Consider the following 18,449-nt stretch of genomic DNA (forward strand, 5'->3'; position numbering starts at 1 on the left):
CCGTCTTGCGATCAGCTCGCCTGGCGCCCGCGGGCCATCTGCGCGGCCAGATCGAGCCCGATCATTGCCAGGATCGCCAGGCCGGTCAGGGGAAACAGCGCGCCGAGCCCGGCGATCACTAGGGTCACGGTCGCGATCACGCGCCGGTCCCGCGGCCAAGGCGGCACGCCGAGGCTCCGGGCCGGGCGGCGCTTCCACCACATCGTGGCGGCGGTGACGGCAAGCAGGATCGTGGCGAGGCAGAAGGCCAGCATGGCGAACTGGTTGGCCCGGCCCCAATGCTCGCCCTTGTGGATGCCGATCCCGTACTGGACCGCCCGCCCGATCGGGCCGAGATCGGCGAAGTGCACGTCGACCAGGGGCGCGCCGGTATATTGATCGAGCGAGATCATCCGCTGCTGGGCGACATCGTGCGGGTAGGCCGCCGCCGCGAAGACGCCGTCCGCGCCAACCGGCAGCGCGAGTTCGTAGCCTTGCGGCATCCCGAGCCGCCCAAGGATCGCAGCGGCCTGATCAATCCCGATGGGTTCCGCCGTTCTGGCGGCCGGCTGCGAGCGTGGCACCGGCGCATCCTGCATCGTCCAGCCGGCATCCGGCAGCCGGGCGCGCATCGGCACCGTCGAGACCGGTCGGTTGGCCCACAGGATCACGGGCTGGCCAAGACCGGCGGCGTTCGACCAAGTCCGCAGCTGCTGCCCCCACCAGATCGACCAGGGCAGCCCGGTGATTGCCAGGAACAGCAGGCCGCCCCCGGCGACGAGCCCGGTCACGGCGTGCAGGTCCCGCCACCAGACCCGGCGGCGCGGCGTGCCGCGCAGGCTGACGACGCCGCCGGTCTGGCCGCGCGGCCACCACAGGTACAGGCCCGTGACCACCAAGATAATGGCGAAGCCCGCCACGACCTCGACCAGCGCGTTGGCGAACGCGCCGAAATAGCTGAGACTGTGCAGCCCGCGCACGATCATCATGAACTCGCCGTCGCGGTCGACGCGGTCGAGCACGGAGCCGGTATATGGATCCAGGTAGACGAGGCGCTTGCGGCCGCCCTTCGACAGGGTGACCAGGGCCGAGGCATCGGGCGCGGCGGGGTCCGTGTAGGAGAGCGGCACCCCGGCCGGCTCGACCTGCAGGGCGTTGAAGATCAGCCGGTCCGGTCCGAGGGGTGCGGTCGCCTGAACGGACACGCGGGTCCGGTAGGCGAACAAGCTGCCGTTGATCTCGTCCTTGAACAGGTAGAGCGCCCCGGTCACCGATAGGCCGATCAGGAACGGTAGGCACAGCAGCCCGGCATAGAAGTGCCAGCGCCACACGGCACGGTAGATGGCCTCGCGGGAAGCCCGCAGAGCGGCGACGGCCCCGAATGCGGGGGCGCTGCCGTGCAGGAGAATCGACATGGAAACGGTCCGGGTCTGAACGATCGGGAAACGGGATCGTCAGGCCGCGGGCGGACCTCGGGCGGAGGTCGCCGAGGGCGGCGGACCGGTCTTCGGCCGCTCGGCCTCCGGCCGCCAGGCCAGCCGCAGGGCCGGCGCGAACGGCCAGCCGACCGCGACCGGCTCAGAAGGGGGCAGCGCCACGCCGACCGACTGCACCAGCGTGCAGCAGGGATGGGCGTGGAGCGGGGCCGCCTCATCGTCTGGCGTGCCGGACTCGTGCTCGGCGCACAGCGCGGCGCCGGATGACCCGAAGGCATGGGCGGGCGTGGCAAAGCCCAGAAAGGCCTGCAGCAACAGCGCGTAGAGCGCGACCATCCCGATGATCGCGCGGCCTTGGACCATCTGGGGCAGGCACCGGCGCATGACGCGATTGTTAGGCACCGTCGCCATCGGACGTCAACGGGGCGTCGGCGCCCGGCCGCGCGTTCCACGACATCGCGGGGTCCGGGCGGTGGACTTCAGGACCGACGGCTGCGGGCCCGCTCGGCATGCGCCGGCCGCGGTGATCCTCAATGGCAGACGATCTGGACCGTGAAATCCCGGGCCTTCTCGGCGATCCCGGCGCCGTCCATCGGGTCGGTCGCGCGCACGTTGATCGGGGCCTCGACGCCGTTCGCCTCTAGAAAGTTCAGGGCAATCGTGGATTTGATGGCGAAGTTGACGTTCTGCGGAACGTCTCCGGAGGCGAACGCCACCTGCTTGGATTGCACTACCCCAATCACGTTCCCGTACTGATCGAGTGCCGGCCCGCCGCTGTTGCCCTGATTGACCGGCGCCGAGATCTGAATCTTGCGGGTGTCGTCGCCCGATCCGGCGGTGGCCGTCAAGTTGCCGATGGTGAAGCTGCCGGTGGAGGCCAGGACATCGCTCTGCGGGTAGCCGTAGACATAGACATTCTCGCCGAGCCGAGCCCGGACCGACAGGGGCGGCACGGCCGTCTGCGGGGAATCGGTGGCCAAAACCGCGAGATCGTTGGTCGCGTCCCGCGCCACGAGCCGGGCTTGGATTGAGGGGCGACCCGGATGCCGGACGGAAAAGTCCGAGCAGGATTCGACCACGTGATTGTTGGTGAGGAGATGCCCGCGCTCCGACACGTAGAAGCCGGTGCCGGTGCTGATCATGCCGGCCTCGAGCTTGTACGGCTTGGGAAGGCCCGGCGATTCCTTGGCTGCCGCGGAGATCACGTCCTTCTGGCAGCCCATCACGGCATCGAACGCCTCGGTGGAGCCCACCAGGAACAGGACTGCGATCTGCCGGCCCTGGAAGATCACGCTGATGCTGCCGGAGGCGGACAGGTCGGCGACGAACGTTCCTTCAAACCCGATTGGAACAGGCCGTTGGCCTCCCCGCGCTCGAAGCCCGTGAAGGTGCCACGCCATTTCTCGCCACCGGCCAGCATTTGGATCTCGTACTGACCGCCGACCTTGAGGAAGCGCCATTTGGGATTCGTGAGCGCTTGGTAGGACGATTCGCGAGCCCCGCCGAAGCTAAACAGCAGGGTGGTGCCGTCCCCATAGCTCGCCGCCGCGAGGCAGCCGCCGAGGCTCTCGCTGTAGCCGATCGACCAGCCGGCCACTTTGCCGAAGGTCTTGTCGACCGTCAGATTCGGCGGGGCCGGCGAGGCTGCGGCAGACGTCACCGCAAGGCTGGCGACCAACAGGGCGGACGAGGCAACCTTCGATCGGGACATGCGGTTGATCCTGCGTGCGTCGCGGGCGGGACGGCTCAGCGCGCCTGGTTCACGGCCGTGGTGGCGCTGCCCTGCGGCGGCGCGAACGGATCGGCCGACGCGTTCACCACCTGAGCCCTGGACGGCCCGGCGGCCGGCTGCATCGGACGCTGGCGCGCACGCGCGACCTTCCGGTGCGGCGCACGACGCACCTCGTGGATGACCCGGACGGTGCGCGTGGACGCGCGCTAGACGACCACCGGACGCTCCCGCGCCGCCTGGGCGGCGATCGAGCCCGCAATGACGCCGCCGAGCACGCCGCCAGCCAATCCGCCGAAAATGGCACCGGCGCTTTGCGACTGAGCGGGTATCGGCGCCAGTCCGATCGCAGCAACAGAGCCGGCCGCGCAGGCGGCAATCAGCAAATGCCCCTTCATAAGCTTAATCCTCATCAGATCAGAATCGAATCATGATCCACGGAAAGCTTATCGTGAGGTGAGGGATTGTGGAGTGGGTCGGGCCGAGTCTGCGTGTCTAAGGTTGATGTGAGAATAATTGACCCACACGCCAATGCATAGACAACACCGATGGATCGAAAGTGCTATTCAAGCCGGTCGCCACCTGTATGGCGCACTGATTTGTCAGCTTATCGATCGGCCGTCCCGAGTGGCCGGGCGGCGGCCATGGGACATGTTGGCTTGGTTCGAAAGGCCTCTGCTCGATCGGTCGGAGCGAAGTCTGATCGATGATCCGGAGTGGAACGCTCACGCCTCGACGGCGCGCGGAGCGCCACTCATTCCGAAATCAGCTGTTTGGATGTCGAGCGTGACGAGAACGAGGTGGCTGGGGGACCTGGATTCGAACCAGGACTAGAGGAGTCAGAGTCCACCGTTCTACCGTTAAACTATCCCCCACCGCGCCGGTCGTCCCAAAAGCCCGCACGACCGTACAACACCCGCGCCGTCTTGGTGGCTCCGGGCGTGGGCGGTGAGATAGGCGGAATGCCGTGACAGGTCAACCGGTCGTTCTGCGGTTGACGCGGCGTACGGGGCGTCCATAACCGGCATGCCGCAGGTGCGGCCGGGAAGGGTGGCCGAGTGGTTTAAGGCAGCGGTCTTGAAATTCGCTCCCGGCCATCCCGCTGTGTCCTGTCGCGTTACCTAACGGCCTGACAGGTAATCGAAAATCGGCTTGCGCGCGTTCTATCATCGTTCTTCGTCCCAGCTGATACCAACAAGTTGGGTAGCAAAAGCGGTAGCAATCGGACGCGTGCTTCCAACGCGTATCGCGGACGAGTTTTGAGCTACCTGTGCCAAAGCGGAAACGATTTCCGTTTTGCGTGGCGCACCGAAATTTTGTCCGCAGCGATCCCCGCGGGTGTTCCCAACGCCGCGAAACGATCGGCGACAGGGTTTAGGTCAGTGATGCTGGACTGCTGCATGGGTGTGTGTGGCGATGAGGTGGCCGATTGGTCACACTCGCGTTCCGCCGCTGAAACTCACCCATATGTTATTTTTCAGCCTTGTCTGTTTGCATAGTCAGTGTTCGCAGGCGGATTTGACCGTCATTTTTGCATCGCTGTGATCGATAGATTGTTTTGATGGTCACAATGGTCATTCTGAGCCTGATTTGTCTCATTACGGGTACGGCTATATCGGGCCTCGCCCCGAACCGACCCGCTCAGCAGGCGCTCTTGGAGACGGCAGGCGGCAGCTTGATCGTACTCGGCCTCGGCATCGTGGGCGTGTGCCTGCCATTGTTCCGATGAGAACTGTCGCCCGCATGGGATGCGCGAGCGGCGTTCGCGGAGTTGCCCTATGTTGGAGACCGGCTCAGCGATCAGACCTACCGTCTAAAAGTCGACCTCGGTCGATCTCCACGCCTGCCTACGTTCTTGGTCGATCGCCGGGCGGGCGTGGGTGCTGCTAAATCCCAGGGCGTGCTGGAAACAAAGTGTTCAGCCCTGGGTTGTCGGTCGGATCCGCCCCTCCGGCGGAACACCACCGGCCAGCAGCACCCTCGCAGAAAGCGACCGCCGATCATGTTCGAGTTAGCCTTCACGGTCGCCTACTCTGCTGGGGCGTTCGTTGCGGTCGGCGTGATCCTGAGAGGCTTGGCGGCCTAAGTTCAATATAGCCCTCGACCGCTCAGCAAAACGGAAATCATTTCCGTTCTTCAGGCATCGGCGTAGGGTAACCACGTCGGCACGACTTGAGGGGGCGGTTCGTCGGCCGTCCACGCCCGCCCTTCGTTTTCCCCCCAAGGTAGCCGGACGGGCGTGGATGCCTTCACTGTAATTTCTTGCAGTGAGCGAGTGGGTCACTGCGAACGTTCGTAGTGAAGAAGCGCCTACCGGCACAGCACCGGCATCGGCGGGATCGCCGGCACGCCGCTGAGCGTGCGCGGGATCGGGCCTTGACCGACGGCGATCAGGGTCCGCAGAGCGCGGGTGGCGAGGTAATCCGCTTTGCGGAGGCCTTCCCTGGCCCGGCGCATGTCGTCACCGGCACGGCGAACCCGCCGCATTTTCCACCACGCTATCGCGGCGATGAGAAGGCTGATCAGGCGCATAGCGTGCCCTCCTCGGCCATCTCGATAGTTCGGATGAGACCGCGGAAGCGATAGGCGAGACCGGCCTCGATGCAGACGTGCCGCATCATAGCCAGCGTCATCTCCCGATCCTCCCCACAAGCGACGTTGAACGCCTTGCTGAGCAAGGCCTCGGCCCGTTCGGCGTGCGCGAGCGCTGCCTCAGCCTCGGCCCGTACCCGAGCGAGATGACGGTAGAGACGTGCCACCTCGCCCGCAGGGGCTGCCTTGAGCCGCCTGGCCTTGCTGATCCGGCCCACGCGGCGACCGTCCTGGGTTGCTAGCCGCAGGCGCGTGGTGTGAGCCGACTCCGTCATGCCGAGCCCTCCATTTCACGCAGGTTGAGCTTGACCCCTGAGAGATTGGCGGCGCTCAGCAACAGCGGCAGGTAGTGCTCCGGGATGTTCTCCCGGTACATCTCCTCGAACATGCGGACGTGCACTGCGAGCCCGTCCGGCGTCGTCGCTGTCATGGTACGCACCCGCTCACGGGCGGCACGCCAAGCCGCTTCAGCCTCTTTCTCGGCAGCGTTCAGCTCGGCAACTCGGTGCCGCGCCTGAGCCTGACCGACCTGCTTGTCGTGAGCATCCGCGACCGGCAGCAATTGCCGCCAGCGGCGAAGAAGGTGCGGTGTTCGACCCGCTCGGCCCAAGCGTTCGACGACCCGGGCCATGACAATGCGCAGGCCCCGTCCGCTCCATGCCAAATCAGGATTGCGCCAGGATCCATCCGGTGCGGTTCGCGGACGCATCCGTGGGTATGGCGGATCCCCCGGCATGCCGAAGTACCAGTGGCGGAAGAGGCGCTTCTCTTCGTCGTTCAGGACCAGAGCGATCGGAACGATGCCGTGATCAGCCCGAGCCGCACGGTAGGCAGCCTGTCTGGCGCTGCAGGCAGCCTTGAACGCAGCATCCGTCCGCTCGACCTCTGCCGCGGCGGCTATCAGTTCGGCATCGGGATGAGGTGTTGCTGCAGCTGCCGGCGCAGGGAGGCTGAGTATCCCGGATCCAGTCGCAGCCGAGGCGAGGGCGAAACCGCGAAGGAAACCGCGGCGATTGGCTGGGCCGGTCATCGCTGAGCCCTCGCTACGTCTAGAGCTACGTTCCAGTCGGCCTTGAGGCGCTTGCCTAACTCGGACAGCACATGACTGATGACCCATAGCTCGCCCGGGTCGATCATGCTGTGACCAGTGCCTAGGTGATTGAGGACGCCTGCCCAGCGGCCGACAGCGAGGATGTCATCCTCCATGTCGGCGAGCGGATGAAAAACGGGACGCTGGCTCATGCCGCCCTCCAGACATTGAAGCGGTGAGCGCCACGGCCGGTCCATTCGGTGGCCGAGGCTTCTGGCTCCTCCGGCTCGGCATCCGGATCCGTGTCGAGCGCATCTAATAAGGCGAGGTCCGCCTCGATCCGGTCGGTGATCCGGCGGCGCAGCTCGCGGACGCGCTGGCGGTCGGCATCGGCGAAGAAGCTGGCCAGCCCGATCTGGATGTCGGCGATGGCGAGGTCGGCTGGATCGGTCTCTCGGCAGGCTCGGATGGCGAGAGAGACGGGGCCCAGCTGCCGGCCGAGCCCCTGGCCTAATAAGGGCCGAGGGTTGCCGGACTGGGGTAATAAGGGCGTGCGTGTGCTATGGGCGTGAACAGCCATTCGCGTCACTCCAGGACGTGTGTGGTTAGGGCCTTCCAGGAGGGTGCAAGCTCTTGGTCGGCCCGTTCTTATCTGCTATCATCAATCCCGATGTCAATAGCCGATAGCAGAAAACCGCGGGGACGCCCGCCCACCGGCATCGGCAAGGCCATCGGCCTGCGGCTGTACCCCGAGCTGGATGCGTCTCTAGAAGCTTGGATTGCGGATCAGCCAGATCCGAAGCCATCTCGCCCAGAAGCAATCCGCCTCGCTCTCACGGACTGGCTCACCGGCCAGGGCTACGTGAGGCACCGCGAGGATCCTGAAGGCGCAAACTAGCATCCTGGATCGGTCACGCATCAAGGCAATAGAATGTTAGCTGATGCAGATCTGAAATCATTTGTCGATATTTTTAACTCCGCAAAGATTTTAGACAGAGAATTCACTGAAGATACTTTAAATCAGCTGCAAATTGGCGACACAGTGCTGTCGTCTGGCGAGATTTGGCGACTAGCAAAATCTGCCGAAATTGCTTTTTTTTTGGGTGATGCGCCGGAAGACGCAGCAAGAGTCTTGCTATTTTTGCAAGGGAAACTGCAAGGCAATAGCTGCGTTGCTTTCGATTGTCGCGATAAATGGATTGAAGCAACCGCCTGGGGCCTGAGATCTATGGCGGCTAGAGAAGCACTTTATGGTCGCCAACCTATATATATGAGACAGAGGCATGTAGGAGAAGCATGCCGAAGATTGAGGACGCGAGGCTATAAAATTGAAGTCGGCGCGCAAGGACCTCGCATGGCAGCAACGTCAGAGTGCGAGCTATTGACAGTAATCGATAATTTTGCCGCCCTTATTGGCGGCCTTCGCATTCTTGAAATTATTTTTGGGCGAATGCGAGAAAGAAATCTTTTTCACAACGGCTTTTGGTTGTTTGGCAACACAGTACCTGGTTTCACTCAAGAGGGTCGGATTGCCAGCCCTTATGGGTGGCTTTGCTCTGTAGCCATACGAAATATTTCGAAGGCGGGAACGGCAGCCAATCCCAGCCGTATGGTAGAAACTTTGTTCTCCATATCGGAAGATTACCTAGCTATATATGACGCTCAGCGGTACGGGCAATTCGAGCACTCAAACGTAGATGTTACAGAAATACCGCGTGCATTGCGAGAGTCTTTGATTTGGAGAGAGGCTTTTACATTACCCCAAACTCCTCAGCTAGTTACAAAGACGCTTGCTCGCGCATTCGATAAGTTTATTACAGTCGATGATAAACGTGCTATGGGCTTCGATCTGAGAAAAATATTTAAAGAGATTGATGATCTGCTTGATCAGGCCGCAGAGGACAGGCCAACAATTTGCCCGAAAGATCGTGCGACGCAAGACTTTCCTATTTTACTCGCTCAAGGCCTAGGAAAAGGGCATGCCATCTACAATGACGTCATTGATCCCGTTGACAGAAGTATAGAAATTCAAGAAGGAAATATATTTTATGAGCGTAGCTCAAATGAACTTGTTCTCTTGCCAAAGACTTTGACAGGCGCTCACTGTTGTTTCTTGGTTTACAAATTGGTCTGGTCAACTTTGCCGAAAGAGCGAGCATCTAAAATCGTTGGTGACTCAATGGAATGGGCAATCCGAATTGCGTGCGAGGGTAAATCGACAATAGCGTTCTTTCAGTACAAGTACTTAGTCAAGAAACAAAAATTCGAAATTGATTATGCAACGCGTGCCGATGATAGGATAGTTTTGTTTGAGACTAAGGCTAAATCCTTAACTGCTCCGGCAAGGTCAGGGAACCCAATAAAGTACTTGACGGATTTTTCTCAGAGTTACCTCGCAATGCTTCGGCAACTTTCTCGGCATGAAATCAATATCAAGGCTGGGCATACCGAAATTGCTTCTGGCAACGAGGATTGGGCTTCCTTGAGGTTAATTAAGCTAGCGATCTCGCCGCTATCATACGGACAAATGTCTGACAAAGTTTTATTAAGAGCTATAATGGGATCGCTTACGAGAGCGGTCTTTCATTCAGTTACTGGACGGCCCGAGGATGATGATGCAATAAATTCTTTTAATCAAAATCTTAGAAAATTATTTATATTGCTGGAGCAAGTCGCACCAAAGGAAGAAGAAAAAATTGATCTTGGGGCATATTTATTCAATGTCCACTGGCTAGACCTAGGTGAGATTATATATCTGTTGAGTCTTTCGCAGTCTGTTTCTGAAGCTTCTAGGTTGCTGATGCCAGTTACTTATGCATCAAGAGACTTTTGGACTGAATTAGCTTTCCTAGAGCGCCAAGGGATGTTTGCGGTAGCTCGACGTCCTTTGGCTGAAAATGGCGGTTCTGATCATGATGGGTATGCTTGAGCGTGTCTGAGCTGCTCCGGTCTCGGGACCGGCGTTTGAGGTGATGGGCACTGAGGCTCATTCCGCCTTCGCCATCTGCCGCCCGTGGTTCTGCACGATGTCGCGGAAGAGGGTTCCAGTGGCTGAGGTCGTGGCCTCGCATGGTGGGCTCTCGTCCAAGTACAAAAAGCGCGCTTCGGGATAGGCGGGTTAACAATCTGTTAACCGAATTTGTTAACATATCATTAGGCGCCGAGGTTGGGCGCGAGGCAGCCTCTTCGAGCAGAGGGTCCAATTTCCATGCGCTTCTACTTCGATTTCGAGAATGGCGAAGAAGCTGTCCGAGATACTAATGGCGTCGAGGCGGCTAATCTAAAACAAGCGCTGGCCGATGCCCTGGACGTGATCCTCGAAGTGGCTGAAGAGACCGCCGCTAACCGGCCAGATGATCTCTGGACATTGGTTGTGCGGGACCAGACCGGAGCACCAGTCGCGTACCTGCCAATCAGAAAGAATGTGGAGCAGCACGCGCTGGCGGCCTGACTGCGCTACTGGCCATCACGTGCCACCAGCCGACGCCATCGTCCGTCCCCGCTGCAGCACCACGTCCTTGAACAGGTTGCCGGAGCGGGTCAGACATCTTCCCCAGCAGCCTGCATCTGCCGACCTCGCGTCTGCTTGATAGTACGAAACAAGCTGCCGCTGGCATCGGCTTTCACCCGCGTGTCCGGCCCCGGCTTGTCGATACGGATATTGACCGCGCCCTCGACGTTCGGCGTGACGCCGACGCCGTTCGCGCGCAAGGATTTCTGTAGCAGCGATGGCTCACCTACCTTCGGCGCCATGTCGGAGCGGATGGCGTCTTGCTCAGCCTGGCGGGCTCGATAAGCTCCCGCGAACCCAGCGCCATCGGCATCGAGGTTGCCGGGCCTGCGACGCTCGTCGTTCAGATCAGCGAGAACCTCAGCGCGACGAGTTCTGCCTGAAGCTACGCGCCCCTCTCGTCTATCGAGCCATGCCTGAGCTGACGCCGTCAGTCTCTCGCGCGAGATGCTGGCGCGCTGGCGGGAGTACATGCCCCCCATGATGCCCTGCTGCCCGTAGTCGCCGGGGAAGCTCGCCCATTCGCGTGCAAGCGCGGTTCGGAAGTGGCTCATGAAGTCCCCACCCTGACGACGCTGCATCCGCTGCGCTTCGCGGTAGCGGCGTTCCACCAGGGTGTTCGCCAGCCGGTCCTGTAGCTCAGGCGTGAACTTCTCGTCCCGGCTCAGCCCCAACTCGCCAACGAGGCCGGTGTCGCCGCGGCGTCCGCCGAACAGAGTGCCGCGCATGAACTGATACCGGCCGATCGCGGAGGATCCGCGCATGCCACGCTGGATCTGCTCAATCTCGCCAAGGGTCTTGCCCGTGAGGGATCCGGACACTTGATGGGCAAAGCTGTCATCGTAGCCGCGGCGAGTGGTGCCCTCAGCGTGGGCGATCAAGTCCAGCATGCCGGGGTCACCGGCACCGCCAGCGCCCTCGCCCCGCAACTTATCTCCGACTCGCTCAGCGGCAGTGCCGCCACGGTTCGCCCGGAAAGCATCGAACCGCCGCCGCACAACGGGATCGTTGGGATCAAGGGGCAACGAGCCACCTTCACCGCCCGGCGCGTAGATGCCGCCTCCGCCGCCCAGCATGCGCCCGACGCGAGCTGCAGCGGCTGCACCGCCAAGGCTTGCTGTGAGAATGCGGGCGCCGCCGAATGGACCGGCCGCCGACGCATCAAAGCTTTGCTGCTGGACAGTTGCGCCCCCCTCACGGATGCGCTTCAGTTCATCCGTTAGCCTCTCCATCTCGCGACGAAGACGATCAGCCTGATCACGGGCACGGTCGTTGTCCGTGCCACCCTTGCGCAGCAGATCGAACTGGCCGAGCTGCTGCTGGATGGCAGACGTGCGGTCCTCTATTTCGCGCGCACGACCGGCGTTCCGTCGCAGGTTTTCGTTCTGCCGAAGAACATCTGGGCTCGCTGACTGCCCGCGCATCTGCGCGTCCAACGCCTCATCCAAGGCGGTCGGCGCCTTGCTCGCAGGGGCATTAGTTCGCCTGCCGATGCCCGCATCGGTCATGCGGTCAATCTTGTCGAGCTTCTTCCCGGCTTCTGAGAAATCAAAATTCTTAAGGTCGTTCAAAGCGCCTAAGGCGAGAGCGGCGGCGCGGATTGCCGTGCCCGTATCCCGAGCGGCTTGCCCGACCTCTTTGAACATGCCGACGATAGGGTCAGACACGTCCTTATTGCCGAGATCCCTCAACAGCGTGCGGATCTCAGTGACTGCCTCGGTTACATCACCCTTGAGAGTCTTGAAGCCGTCTCCGGCCTCAGTGAACGCCCTCGTCCAGTCGATTGATTTCAGCCAGGTTGCGATATCGCGGATCGCCTCGACGACGGCTGGCGTGACGCCCTTCCGCTCATCGTCAAGGAATGCTTTGACTGCCTTAGCCGCCTCCGTCAGATGCGGTGTCGCCTCGCGCGCAATGGCGTCGCCGAGTTTGCTGAACGTGCCCTTCAGCCCGTCCATCGCTCGGGCGTAATCCTCCGCGTTTTTAATGTCCTGCGGAGACAGAACGCCGTTGTCGCTGCGAAACTTGTTGATCTGCTGACGGAGCGTTCCAAGGTGCCCATCTGCAAGCCGTGCGGCTTCCGCGATGCCAAGCACTTCCTGAGCGTATTTCCGACGCGCAACGGGGTCAGACACGCCCTCAAGTCCCTCCAGCGCTTTGGTCAGCGCCTCGGAGTTGTCCTTTGAGTGCATGATCGCGTCAGCGAGGTCGTTGAAGTACTTTCGACCTTCGGCGCTCGTCCCCTGAGTGCGCAGGAATTCCATCAACGGGCCGATGCCGCGCCGCGCCAAGCGCGCGTTTTCCGCGAACTGTTGGAACGCAGCGGCAGACTGCCCGGCATCCACGCCGACCTTGCCCAGAATGCCCTGCATCTCGCGCAGGGTCTGAGCAGCGACGCCGGTATCGCGAGAGAGCTGTCCCAACTCCTTAGCGCTGGAGCCGAAATTGCGCATCGCCGCGCCAATGCCGGCGAGTGCCGCAGTTACCGTGAGCGCAGTGATACCGACTGAGCCGAGCGCGGGATTGACGACGCTCGTAGCGGTACGACCGACCGACTGCATCGACTGTTCGACGCGGCCGAACCCCTTATTCAGGACATCAACATGCCCTGCGCCCTCTTGCGCAAAGCCGCGAAGTGCATTTTGTATGCTCTTGAGAGGGCCAGTCGATTTGTCGATGACCTCGGCAGTCATCCGCAGAGCTTCTTCTTGGCTCAAGGCGCACTCCTACTTCTGCGGATGAGTGATGGGGTTGGGCGTCACCGCCGCCGCGAGGCAATCGAGATTGTCCGCCACGGTCACGGCCATCTCGGCCGCCGTCTCAAGCGACGCGACTTCGAAGGCTGCCGTCAGATCCTCGCGGGTCACATCCGGCCAGCGGGCCATGATCGTCTCGACAACCTCGGCCTTCCAAGCCGCCTCGGTGTCGCCGATGCCAGTGCCGAGCAGGTAGTCGGCGATCTCGGCGACGCGGGTCATGGGCAGGCCACCTTCACCCACCGGGAGCCATTCCACTGCAGCCGCACGCCGAACAGCTCCCGGATCTCACCGATGCGGGGCGGGTCGTTCGAGGCGGTGGACTGGGGATTCGATTGGTCGGTCATGCCGACACCTCCGGCGGAGCCCGCCAGTAGTGGGTGGCCGTGAACCAGGCATCGAGCGCTTTCAGGTCCAGCGGCTCGCCAGCGGCTTTTGCCAATGCCGCCCAGTCCGGATCCGCGAAGTCGAGGCCCTGGCTCTCCAGCGTGCCGTAGCCATTGGCCGTGTCGGGATGACCGTGCCGGGCGAGGAACCGGGCCGCGATGCCATCCGCCTCGACGGCAACGGCCTGGTCGAGCCCATAGGCGACCTGCAGCGGCGCGCCGAACTCCACCGCCATCCGGGCGGCGTAGGGGCCGATCGCCCGGATCACCTCGGCGAGGCCGGCGTGGGCCAGCGCCAGCGGATCGGTGGCGGGCGCATCCAAATCTGGAGCGGCCTCTTGCCGAACCTGGCGAGCGCTTGGTCCCTTGGCCTTACCGCCGCGGTAGGTTTCCGCCCGGCCGCCGAGCAATCGCTCCGACGCCTCGACGTTCACCAGGCCGTCGACCGTCAGCACGATGCTGCCTCTGGCCTCCCACTTGTTCACCGTCGAGCGGTTCACGTTGTGGCGCCGGGCGAATGCAGATTTGGTTTCTGTTGTTGCCACTGTTGCCGTTGCCTGTTGCCACTGTTGCCGGGTTTCAGACCATCAGACCTGGACAGCATCTTCGCTCGCGCGGACCCGTGTCCTAGGGGAGGGGTAAAAAGGACCCTGGTTCTATTAATGACCGGGCACCCTCCGCAGGGAGATCCATCGCGGGTCCCACCCTCAGGCAGTGAGGGACGGTCGCTCACCGCATCCCTGCCGATCGCCATGCCAGCCAGCGGGCCTCAGCCTCAGCAGCGGTCTCGTGCAGCAGGTCGGCCCTGATCGGTGCCCGCTCGGTAGCGCCGACGCCATGAGCATCACCATGATCGACGGGCGTGGTCTCGATGACCGGCATGGCGGGCTGAGCGGTAGTGTCGGGCTTGGTGGCCATGATGGCTCTCCGGACTGTCTGGTGTCGGGACCGCGGCGGGGGTGACCCCTCCCACCGCGATCCCGGATCGTCCCTGCTTGGTCAGGGGTGCAGTCGTGCCGGCCTTGGCATCCCTCGGCTCCATGGCCATGGATCAGGCAAGGGACAGGTCGGCTGCCGTTGTTGGAGGGACTGCGTCCTCCTCAATGGCGCGAGCAGGAGGCCCGTGAGGGCTTGGACCCGCGCAATCCGGATTAGGCGACGCGCTGCCAGCGGGAGCCGTCGGCGGCATAGCGCTCGGCCCCGACCGTGAAGGCGGCGCCAGGCGTGTTCAAATCGCGCCGGGTCTGCTCCACGGCCGAGCGGGTCTGGGTGCCTTTGGCTTCGACTTCGCGGCTCTGAGCCAGATACGCGGCGACGCGTTCTGCCGAACCCAGCCTGCGCTCGGCGGCAGCCCGTTCGGGCTTGCGGAAGAGACGACGCGCCCAGGCAGCGCCTTCCTCGATCTCAGTGCGGTTCATGGACGATCCTCCCGTAGATCGGGGCGACCTCGCCCCAGATGTAGCCGGCGTCGGTGCCGAGGGCGGGCAGCTTCACGCGGCTGGCTATCGAGCTGTGCGGCTGGTCGGATCTGCCGTTCCAGCTGCAGCGGGGCTCGCCAGGCGGCACCGGATCGGTCCCGTCGGGCAAGGCGTAGTTAGCGGCCTCGATCAGCGCGGCCCGCTCGCGGATCTTCGCCAGCAACGGCACCAGGCGCTGCGCCTCGGTGACGTACTCGGCAGCCAGCTTCTCGACCTCAGCGCTGGCCTTCATGGCCTTGCGGTGGAGATCCTTGCGACGCTTCTGCTCGGCCTCGTGCGCGGCTTGAGCCTGAGCCTCGGCGATCACTGAGGCGGCGTGCTGGACCTCAAGCTGGTCGAGCCGGATCTTGGTGAGGGCGATGCGGTGATCGAGGGCGGCCACGTCGTCGGCGCTGCCGTTCAACAGCACGTCGGGGCGGGCGGCTTCCCAAGCTTCGCGCTCGGCCTGGGCGGCATCGCGCTCAGCGGAAATCTGCGTTGAGGTCCGGGGCTCGGACGGCAGCACAGGCTGCAGGTCGGGCCGGCTGCGGCCGAGGCTGACATACGGGGCGACGTTGCCGTCGTGGCGGTTGTGGCGGACGGAGACGGTGGGGATCGCGTTCATGCCGGCCATCCTCACGCTGCCTGACGGAGAGCAGGGGCAGCCGGCGGCGTGCGGGGACCGTCGTCGGGACTGAGACGAACACCATGACGGGCGAGGTGCGCGCGGACGCTCTGGCGCACGAACTCCGACATGGTCTGGCCGCGATGCCGGGCGGTGGTTTCGACGGCGCGGGCGAGGTCAGTCTCGACCTTGAACCGAAGCAATGCGTCTCGTCGGAGAGGATTCGTCATGATGTGGCTACGCCTCAGTCACTGCGTAGCCAGACGATGGGTCGTCTATTGCGCTGCGGCAAGCCAGCAGAGTCGACGCTTGGTTTTGCTGTGCTGCCGTCCTGTCGTCCTTAGTTATCCACTGTTGCGTTATGTTATATTTCCGCCCAAATTTTCATGCCAATATGCCGCACCGCTGAATTACAGTTTTGCGTCGAGGAGCCATGATTGAGCAAGCGCCGCGGGTGGCTAGAGAGTTTCACGTCGGATCCGCCGGAGACCGTTGGTCACTGATGCGAGATCTGAATACGGGGCAGCCCTATGTGGTCCACCGTCCCTCGGACGATGAGCCGGAAGTTGAGCTGGACCTCGGTTCCTTCCTGGTCCTGTTCCAAGGCCAAGAGCGGGACAACCTTCTGCAGCTGATCGCGTCACTGCTGCCAGATGAGGAGCCGTCGGACCGCGACGAGACCAACGTCGTCCGGTCACCCCGCTTCCTGTCCCGATGGATGCCGAGCCGGCAAAACTGACAAGGCGCCGGGCGCATGCTCAATTCGATGCAATTCACGAACGGTTTGTAGCGTATTCGTTCGGCAGGATACTCCGCTTTACGCGAGTGCCCCATGGACAATCAGCGAACCGCCCGCCGCGTTTCCATCAACATGATCGGGCACATCGCTGTGCCTGGTGACGTGGCGATCCCTTGCGTGATCCACGACATCTCGAAGTGGGGTGTGCGTGTCAGATTGGACGGCGTCGAGCGCGTGCCGGACAAGTTCACACTGACGTTCGATGCCACCGAGAAGGTGATCGGCTGCGAGACGGTCTGGAAAAGCTCGAATGAGATCGGGGCACTCACCGACCTGATGGAGTAAGGCACGACCCCTGCAGCTCGGATCCTCAGTGCCCGAACAGGGCGGCGATCACCGCGATCAGCGTGCCGCCGGCGATCGGCGCGAACAGCCCGAGGATCGAGATCAGGATGATGAGCGTGACGGCTGCGTTCTCAGCCCGCTTGGCATCCCGGGATGGTTTCCGCGGTGGCTCCCACGGTGGCGGGACGGATCGCTGATCGGGTGGGACGAACATCAACACCCTATGAGGCGCGGGCCATGAATTTGGCCTGAGGGTAGGCTCGAACGGTCGGCCTGTCACCGCGCTGCGCTCGATCGCATTCGGCGAGCGTCGGAGCGAGGCCCCGGAACTTTGCACGTGCCAGAGCGTGCTACGTAAGTTCTGATGCGGCGATATCCGCTGCTTTCCCTGGTATATCCGATGAATAGCATCAAAAGATTGTTTTCGCAGTTCGCCAGCTTCATGTCGGCTCGACCAAGCCAGGCGGAAAACCATCAATTGCTTACTTCGGGGAATGGCCGAGGTCCCGGCGCGAAGGCGAGCAAAACTCCGAAGGACTTCACCGGCGACTACCGCATGGCCACTGACATGCTGAGGGAGCGGATCAACAGGCGCTTCCCGGATAATTTCTACGCTCGGGTTGGAGCCAACGCGAACACTACGCGAGATTTCGGCGACGAGCGTGCCGGCGCGATCGATACCTCGTCGGCCGCGATAGCTGCGGCGCTGCGGGACGGAGCGACGGCCAAGCAGGCCGCCGATGCGGGTGCCACCAGTGTCGGCATCTGAGCGGATGGCCGAGCAGTCCAGCATTCCAACCTGAGTAAAGGCGTAAGGACGCAGGCCGAAACAGCGTGGACCTATGGCGTCTGCCGCCGGTTTCCCCCTCTCATCACACAATGGAAAACACCAATGCTTGATCGCGCTCGGCAGCTGATCATGATCAACCCGCTTGGGGTATCAGCAGTCCTAGGATTGGGGGCTGCGATGGTGGCGTTGTATTTCGTGATGATGCCAATCGGTTGGTAAATTGAGTGCAGCGATCGATACTCGGAATCAAGCACGTCGCTCCATCCGGGCCGCCGCCCACTCCCGATCACGCTCGGCCTGCAACTCCCGCTGCTGCGCCTCGTAGGCTGCCTGCTCGGCTAGTTCCTTCAGCAGCCTGCGATCCGCCGCAGCGGCTGCCCGACGCCGTTCCGCATCAGCGGCAGCCCTCTGGCGAAGCACCTCCTCCAAGGTCGGTGGCTTCACGGGCCGCTTCGGTTTCGCCCTGGGCGGGGCCCGACGTGACGCGCGGGGCCGTGGGTACGGCCAATCCATTTTTGGCGGGGCTGGCCGAGAGTCGCCGACGGCGGCCTTGGCTTTCGCCAGCGTCATACCGGCCGAGGAAGCAACACGTTCAGCGGCTGCAAGGCCGGCGGCGCGCTCGCCGGCTGTAGCGCCGCGCTTGGCCAGGGCGAGGCACTTCTCGAAGCGATCGCGCTCGGTGGGCGTCATATGCTCGCCTCCGCATCTGGCATGGCCCGCAGCTCGTCGAGGAAGCCATCCGGGATTCCAGACTGCGCCCAGATTGCCAGCACGTTGTGCTTCAGCAGCGCCGTCTCCTCCATCGTGCCGTTGGAGTGTCGTAGGTCCCGGTAGTGATCTGTGAGCCTTCGCCGGGTTTCCTCGGTGAAGGGTACCGGTTCCGTGGGCTTGCCCCTCAGCTTCGGCTCCGGGCGAGCGCCGACCAACACCCCGACGCCGTGCCGCTTATGGAACAAGGCGCGCTCCGCCGGGCCCATCTCGACGTACCGCTGCTGGATCTTGAGGCCGGCGATCTCGCCGAGCCGGAGCATCTCATCCAGTCCGATGTCGGTGATCATGTCCTCAAACACGCGC

25 protein-coding genes and 1 tRNA gene are annotated in these 18,449 nt (G+C 62.8%); 5 read left to right on the plus strand and 21 right to left on the minus strand.

Annotation, left to right across the window (positions count from 1 at the left end):
• Positions 1-11 precede the first annotated feature (11 nt).
• The 11 genes from MKL11_RS21405 to MKL11_RS21455 all read right to left on the minus strand — a co-directional run bounded on the left by MKL11_RS21405 (position 12) and on the right by MKL11_RS21455 (position 7,346).
• Positions 12-1,394 carry a PepSY-associated TM helix domain-containing protein gene (locus tag MKL11_RS21405; protein ID WP_243947129.1) on the minus strand — a complete coding sequence of 461 codons (1,383 nt, stop codon included), beginning with the start codon at positions 1,392-1,394 and terminating at the stop codon, positions 12-14.
• 39 nt (positions 1,395-1,433) lie between these two features.
• Complete coding sequence (locus MKL11_RS21410; RefSeq protein ID WP_243947130.1) at positions 1,434-1,817, minus strand: hypothetical protein; 384 nt, start codon at positions 1,815-1,817, stop codon at positions 1,434-1,436.
• A gap of 128 nt (positions 1,818-1,945) precedes the next feature.
• The gene (locus MKL11_RS21415) at positions 1,946-2,707 is read right to left on the minus strand and encodes a S1C family serine protease (RefSeq protein WP_243947132.1); all 762 of its coding nucleotides are present in this window, start codon (positions 2,705-2,707) and stop codon (positions 1,946-1,948) included.
• Positions 2,704-3,126 carry a hypothetical protein gene (locus MKL11_RS21420; protein WP_243947134.1) on the minus strand — a complete coding sequence of 141 codons (423 nt, stop codon included), beginning with the start codon at positions 3,124-3,126 and terminating at the stop codon, positions 2,704-2,706. The genes MKL11_RS21415 and MKL11_RS21420 overlap by 4 nt, the downstream gene beginning before the upstream one ends.
• A gap of 227 nt (positions 3,127-3,353) precedes the next feature.
• Complete coding sequence (locus tag MKL11_RS21425; RefSeq protein ID WP_243947136.1) at positions 3,354-3,542, minus strand: hypothetical protein; 189 nt, start codon at positions 3,540-3,542, stop codon at positions 3,354-3,356.
• A 403-nt stretch (positions 3,543-3,945) separates the two neighbouring features.
• Positions 3,946-4,019 (minus strand) — tRNA-Gln (locus MKL11_RS21430).
• 1,435 nt (positions 4,020-5,454) lie between these two features.
• On the minus strand, positions 5,455-5,676 hold the full coding sequence (locus MKL11_RS21435; RefSeq protein ID WP_243947137.1) for a hypothetical protein: 222 nt from the start codon (positions 5,674-5,676) through the stop codon (positions 5,455-5,457).
• A complete protein-coding gene (locus tag MKL11_RS21440) occupies positions 5,667-6,011 on the minus strand; it encodes a hypothetical protein (protein ID WP_243947139.1) in 345 nt (114 codons plus the stop codon). Before MKL11_RS21440 ends, MKL11_RS21435 begins: the two co-directional genes overlap by 10 nt.
• Positions 6,008-6,766, minus strand: a complete 759-nt coding sequence (locus tag MKL11_RS21445; RefSeq protein WP_243947141.1) for a hypothetical protein — start codon at positions 6,764-6,766, stop codon at positions 6,008-6,010. The genes MKL11_RS21440 and MKL11_RS21445 overlap by 4 nt, the downstream gene beginning before the upstream one ends.
• Positions 6,763-6,978, minus strand: a complete 216-nt coding sequence (locus MKL11_RS21450; RefSeq protein ID WP_243947143.1) for a hypothetical protein — start codon at positions 6,976-6,978, stop codon at positions 6,763-6,765. The genes MKL11_RS21445 and MKL11_RS21450 overlap by 4 nt, the downstream gene beginning before the upstream one ends.
• Positions 6,975-7,346 (minus strand): hypothetical protein, encoded by a 372-nt coding sequence (locus MKL11_RS21455; RefSeq protein ID WP_243947145.1) that lies wholly within the window; start codon positions 7,344-7,346, stop codon positions 6,975-6,977. Before MKL11_RS21455 ends, MKL11_RS21450 begins: the two co-directional genes overlap by 4 nt.
• Positions 7,347-7,697: 351 nt before the next feature.
• On the opposite strand from MKL11_RS21455, the gene MKL11_RS21460 reads away from it, so the two are divergent.
• Positions 7,698-9,695, plus strand: coding sequence for a hypothetical protein (locus tag MKL11_RS21460; protein ID WP_243947147.1), 1,998 nt, complete (start codon positions 7,698-7,700; stop codon positions 9,693-9,695).
• A 279-nt stretch (positions 9,696-9,974) separates the two neighbouring features.
• Positions 9,975-10,217, plus strand: a complete 243-nt coding sequence (locus MKL11_RS21465; RefSeq protein WP_243947149.1) for a DUF6894 family protein — start codon at positions 9,975-9,977, stop codon at positions 10,215-10,217.
• 89 nt (positions 10,218-10,306) lie between these two features.
• Here the strand turns inward: MKL11_RS21465 and MKL11_RS21470 are convergent, their stop codons facing one another.
• The 8 genes from MKL11_RS21470 to MKL11_RS33605 all read right to left on the minus strand — a co-directional run bounded on the left by MKL11_RS21470 (position 10,307) and on the right by MKL11_RS33605 (position 15,731).
• A complete protein-coding gene (locus tag MKL11_RS21470) occupies positions 10,307-12,994 on the minus strand; it encodes a hypothetical protein (RefSeq protein WP_243947150.1) in 2,688 nt (895 codons plus the stop codon).
• 9 nt (positions 12,995-13,003) lie between these two features.
• Entirely contained in the window at positions 13,004-13,255 is a 252-nt protein-coding gene (locus MKL11_RS21475) for a hypothetical protein (RefSeq protein WP_243947152.1), read from the minus strand.
• Positions 13,252-13,380, minus strand: coding sequence for a hypothetical protein (locus tag MKL11_RS33180; protein WP_279600637.1), 129 nt, complete (start codon positions 13,378-13,380; stop codon positions 13,252-13,254). The genes MKL11_RS21475 and MKL11_RS33180 overlap by 4 nt, the downstream gene beginning before the upstream one ends.
• The gene (locus MKL11_RS21480) at positions 13,377-13,919 is read right to left on the minus strand and encodes a hypothetical protein (RefSeq protein WP_243947154.1); all 543 of its coding nucleotides are present in this window, start codon (positions 13,917-13,919) and stop codon (positions 13,377-13,379) included. Before MKL11_RS21480 ends, MKL11_RS33180 begins: the two co-directional genes overlap by 4 nt.
• 229 nt (positions 13,920-14,148) lie before the next feature.
• The gene (locus MKL11_RS21485) at positions 14,149-14,337 is read right to left on the minus strand and encodes a hypothetical protein (protein ID WP_243947156.1); all 189 of its coding nucleotides are present in this window, start codon (positions 14,335-14,337) and stop codon (positions 14,149-14,151) included.
• Positions 14,338-14,570: 233 nt separating this feature from the next.
• The gene (locus MKL11_RS21490; RefSeq protein ID WP_243947158.1) at positions 14,571-14,837 is read right to left on the minus strand and encodes a hypothetical protein; all 267 of its coding nucleotides are present in this window, start codon (positions 14,835-14,837) and stop codon (positions 14,571-14,573) included.
• Positions 14,824-15,501 (minus strand): hypothetical protein, encoded by a 678-nt coding sequence (locus tag MKL11_RS21495; RefSeq protein WP_243947160.1) that lies wholly within the window; start codon positions 15,499-15,501, stop codon positions 14,824-14,826. The genes MKL11_RS21490 and MKL11_RS21495 overlap by 14 nt, the downstream gene beginning before the upstream one ends.
• A gap of 11 nt (positions 15,502-15,512) precedes the next feature.
• Positions 15,513-15,731: a ribbon-helix-helix protein, CopG family gene (locus tag MKL11_RS33605; protein WP_409565891.1), complete on the minus strand. Its 219-nt coding sequence runs from the start codon at positions 15,729-15,731 to the stop codon at positions 15,513-15,515.
• Between the two features lie 203 nt (positions 15,732-15,934).
• On the opposite strand from MKL11_RS33605, the gene MKL11_RS21505 reads away from it, so the two are divergent.
• Both MKL11_RS21505 and MKL11_RS21510 read left to right on the plus strand, forming a co-directional pair.
• Positions 15,935-16,240, plus strand: a complete 306-nt coding sequence (locus MKL11_RS21505; protein WP_243947164.1) for a hypothetical protein — start codon at positions 15,935-15,937, stop codon at positions 16,238-16,240.
• Between the two features lie 93 nt (positions 16,241-16,333).
• Entirely contained in the window at positions 16,334-16,585 is a 252-nt protein-coding gene (locus tag MKL11_RS21510) for a PilZ domain-containing protein (RefSeq protein WP_243947165.1), read from the plus strand.
• A gap of 25 nt (positions 16,586-16,610) precedes the next feature.
• On the opposite strand, the gene MKL11_RS21515 is transcribed toward MKL11_RS21510, so the two are convergent.
• The gene (locus tag MKL11_RS21515) at positions 16,611-16,799 is read right to left on the minus strand and encodes a hypothetical protein (RefSeq protein WP_058194970.1); all 189 of its coding nucleotides are present in this window, start codon (positions 16,797-16,799) and stop codon (positions 16,611-16,613) included.
• A 150-nt stretch (positions 16,800-16,949) separates the two neighbouring features.
• On the opposite strand from MKL11_RS21515, the gene MKL11_RS21520 reads away from it, so the two are divergent.
• Positions 16,950-17,354 (plus strand): hypothetical protein, encoded by a 405-nt coding sequence (locus MKL11_RS21520; RefSeq protein ID WP_243947166.1) that lies wholly within the window; start codon positions 16,950-16,952, stop codon positions 17,352-17,354.
• A gap of 707 nt (positions 17,355-18,061) precedes the next feature.
• Here MKL11_RS21520 and MKL11_RS21525 read toward each other — a convergent pair.
• Entirely contained in the window at positions 18,062-18,445 is a 384-nt protein-coding gene (locus MKL11_RS21525; protein ID WP_243947167.1) for a hypothetical protein, read from the minus strand.
• Positions 18,446-18,449: the final 4 nt, after the last annotated feature.

The organism is Methylobacterium sp. J-077, assembly GCF_022829365.1.
GTDB lineage: Bacteria > Pseudomonadota > Alphaproteobacteria > Rhizobiales > Beijerinckiaceae > Methylobacterium.

Coding starts and splice junctions, on each gene's coding strand:
- MKL11_RS21405 (WP_243947129.1), bottom strand. CDS start 1,394: ATGTCGATTCTCCTGCACGGCAGCGCCCCCGCATTCGGGGCCGTCGCC.
- MKL11_RS21420 (WP_243947134.1), bottom strand. CDS start 3,126: ATGTCCCGATCGAAGGTTGCCTCGTCCGCCCTGTTGGTCGCCAGCCTT.
- MKL11_RS21425 (WP_243947136.1), bottom strand. CDS start 3,542: ATGAAGGGGCATTTGCTGATTGCCGCCTGCGCGGCCGGCTCTGTTGCT.
- MKL11_RS21435 (WP_243947137.1), bottom strand. CDS start 5,676: ATGCGCCTGATCAGCCTTCTCATCGCCGCGATAGCGTGGTGGAAAATG.
- MKL11_RS21440 (WP_243947139.1), bottom strand. CDS start 6,011: ATGACGGAGTCGGCTCACACCACGCGCCTGCGGCTAGCAACCCAGGAC.
- MKL11_RS21445 (WP_243947141.1), bottom strand. CDS start 6,766: ATGACCGGCCCAGCCAATCGCCGCGGTTTCCTTCGCGGTTTCGCCCTC.
- MKL11_RS21450 (WP_243947143.1), bottom strand. CDS start 6,978: ATGAGCCAGCGTCCCGTTTTTCATCCGCTCGCCGACATGGAGGATGAC.
- MKL11_RS21455 (WP_243947145.1), bottom strand. CDS start 7,346: ATGGCTGTTCACGCCCATAGCACACGCACGCCCTTATTACCCCAGTCC.
- MKL11_RS21460 (WP_243947147.1), top strand. CDS start 7,698: ATGTTAGCTGATGCAGATCTGAAATCATTTGTCGATATTTTTAACTCC.
- MKL11_RS21465 (WP_243947149.1), top strand. CDS start 9,975: ATGCGCTTCTACTTCGATTTCGAGAATGGCGAAGAAGCTGTCCGAGAT.
- MKL11_RS21475 (WP_243947152.1), bottom strand. CDS start 13,255: ATGACCCGCGTCGCCGAGATCGCCGACTACCTGCTCGGCACTGGCATC.
- MKL11_RS33180 (WP_279600637.1), bottom strand. CDS start 13,380: ATGACCGACCAATCGAATCCCCAGTCCACCGCCTCGAACGACCCGCCC.
- MKL11_RS21485 (WP_243947156.1), bottom strand. CDS start 14,337: ATGGCCACCAAGCCCGACACTACCGCTCAGCCCGCCATGCCGGTCATC.
- MKL11_RS21490 (WP_243947158.1), bottom strand. CDS start 14,837: ATGAACCGCACTGAGATCGAGGAAGGCGCTGCCTGGGCGCGTCGTCTC.
- MKL11_RS21495 (WP_243947160.1), bottom strand. CDS start 15,501: ATGAACGCGATCCCCACCGTCTCCGTCCGCCACAACCGCCACGACGGC.
- MKL11_RS33605 (WP_409565891.1), bottom strand. CDS start 15,731: ATGACGAATCCTCTCCGACGAGACGCATTGCTTCGGTTCAAGGTCGAG.
- MKL11_RS21505 (WP_243947164.1), top strand. CDS start 15,935: ATGATTGAGCAAGCGCCGCGGGTGGCTAGAGAGTTTCACGTCGGATCC.
- MKL11_RS21510 (WP_243947165.1), top strand. CDS start 16,334: ATGGACAATCAGCGAACCGCCCGCCGCGTTTCCATCAACATGATCGGG.
- MKL11_RS21515 (WP_058194970.1), bottom strand. CDS start 16,799: ATGTTCGTCCCACCCGATCAGCGATCCGTCCCGCCACCGTGGGAGCCA.
- MKL11_RS21520 (WP_243947166.1), top strand. CDS start 16,950: ATGCGGCGATATCCGCTGCTTTCCCTGGTATATCCGATGAATAGCATC.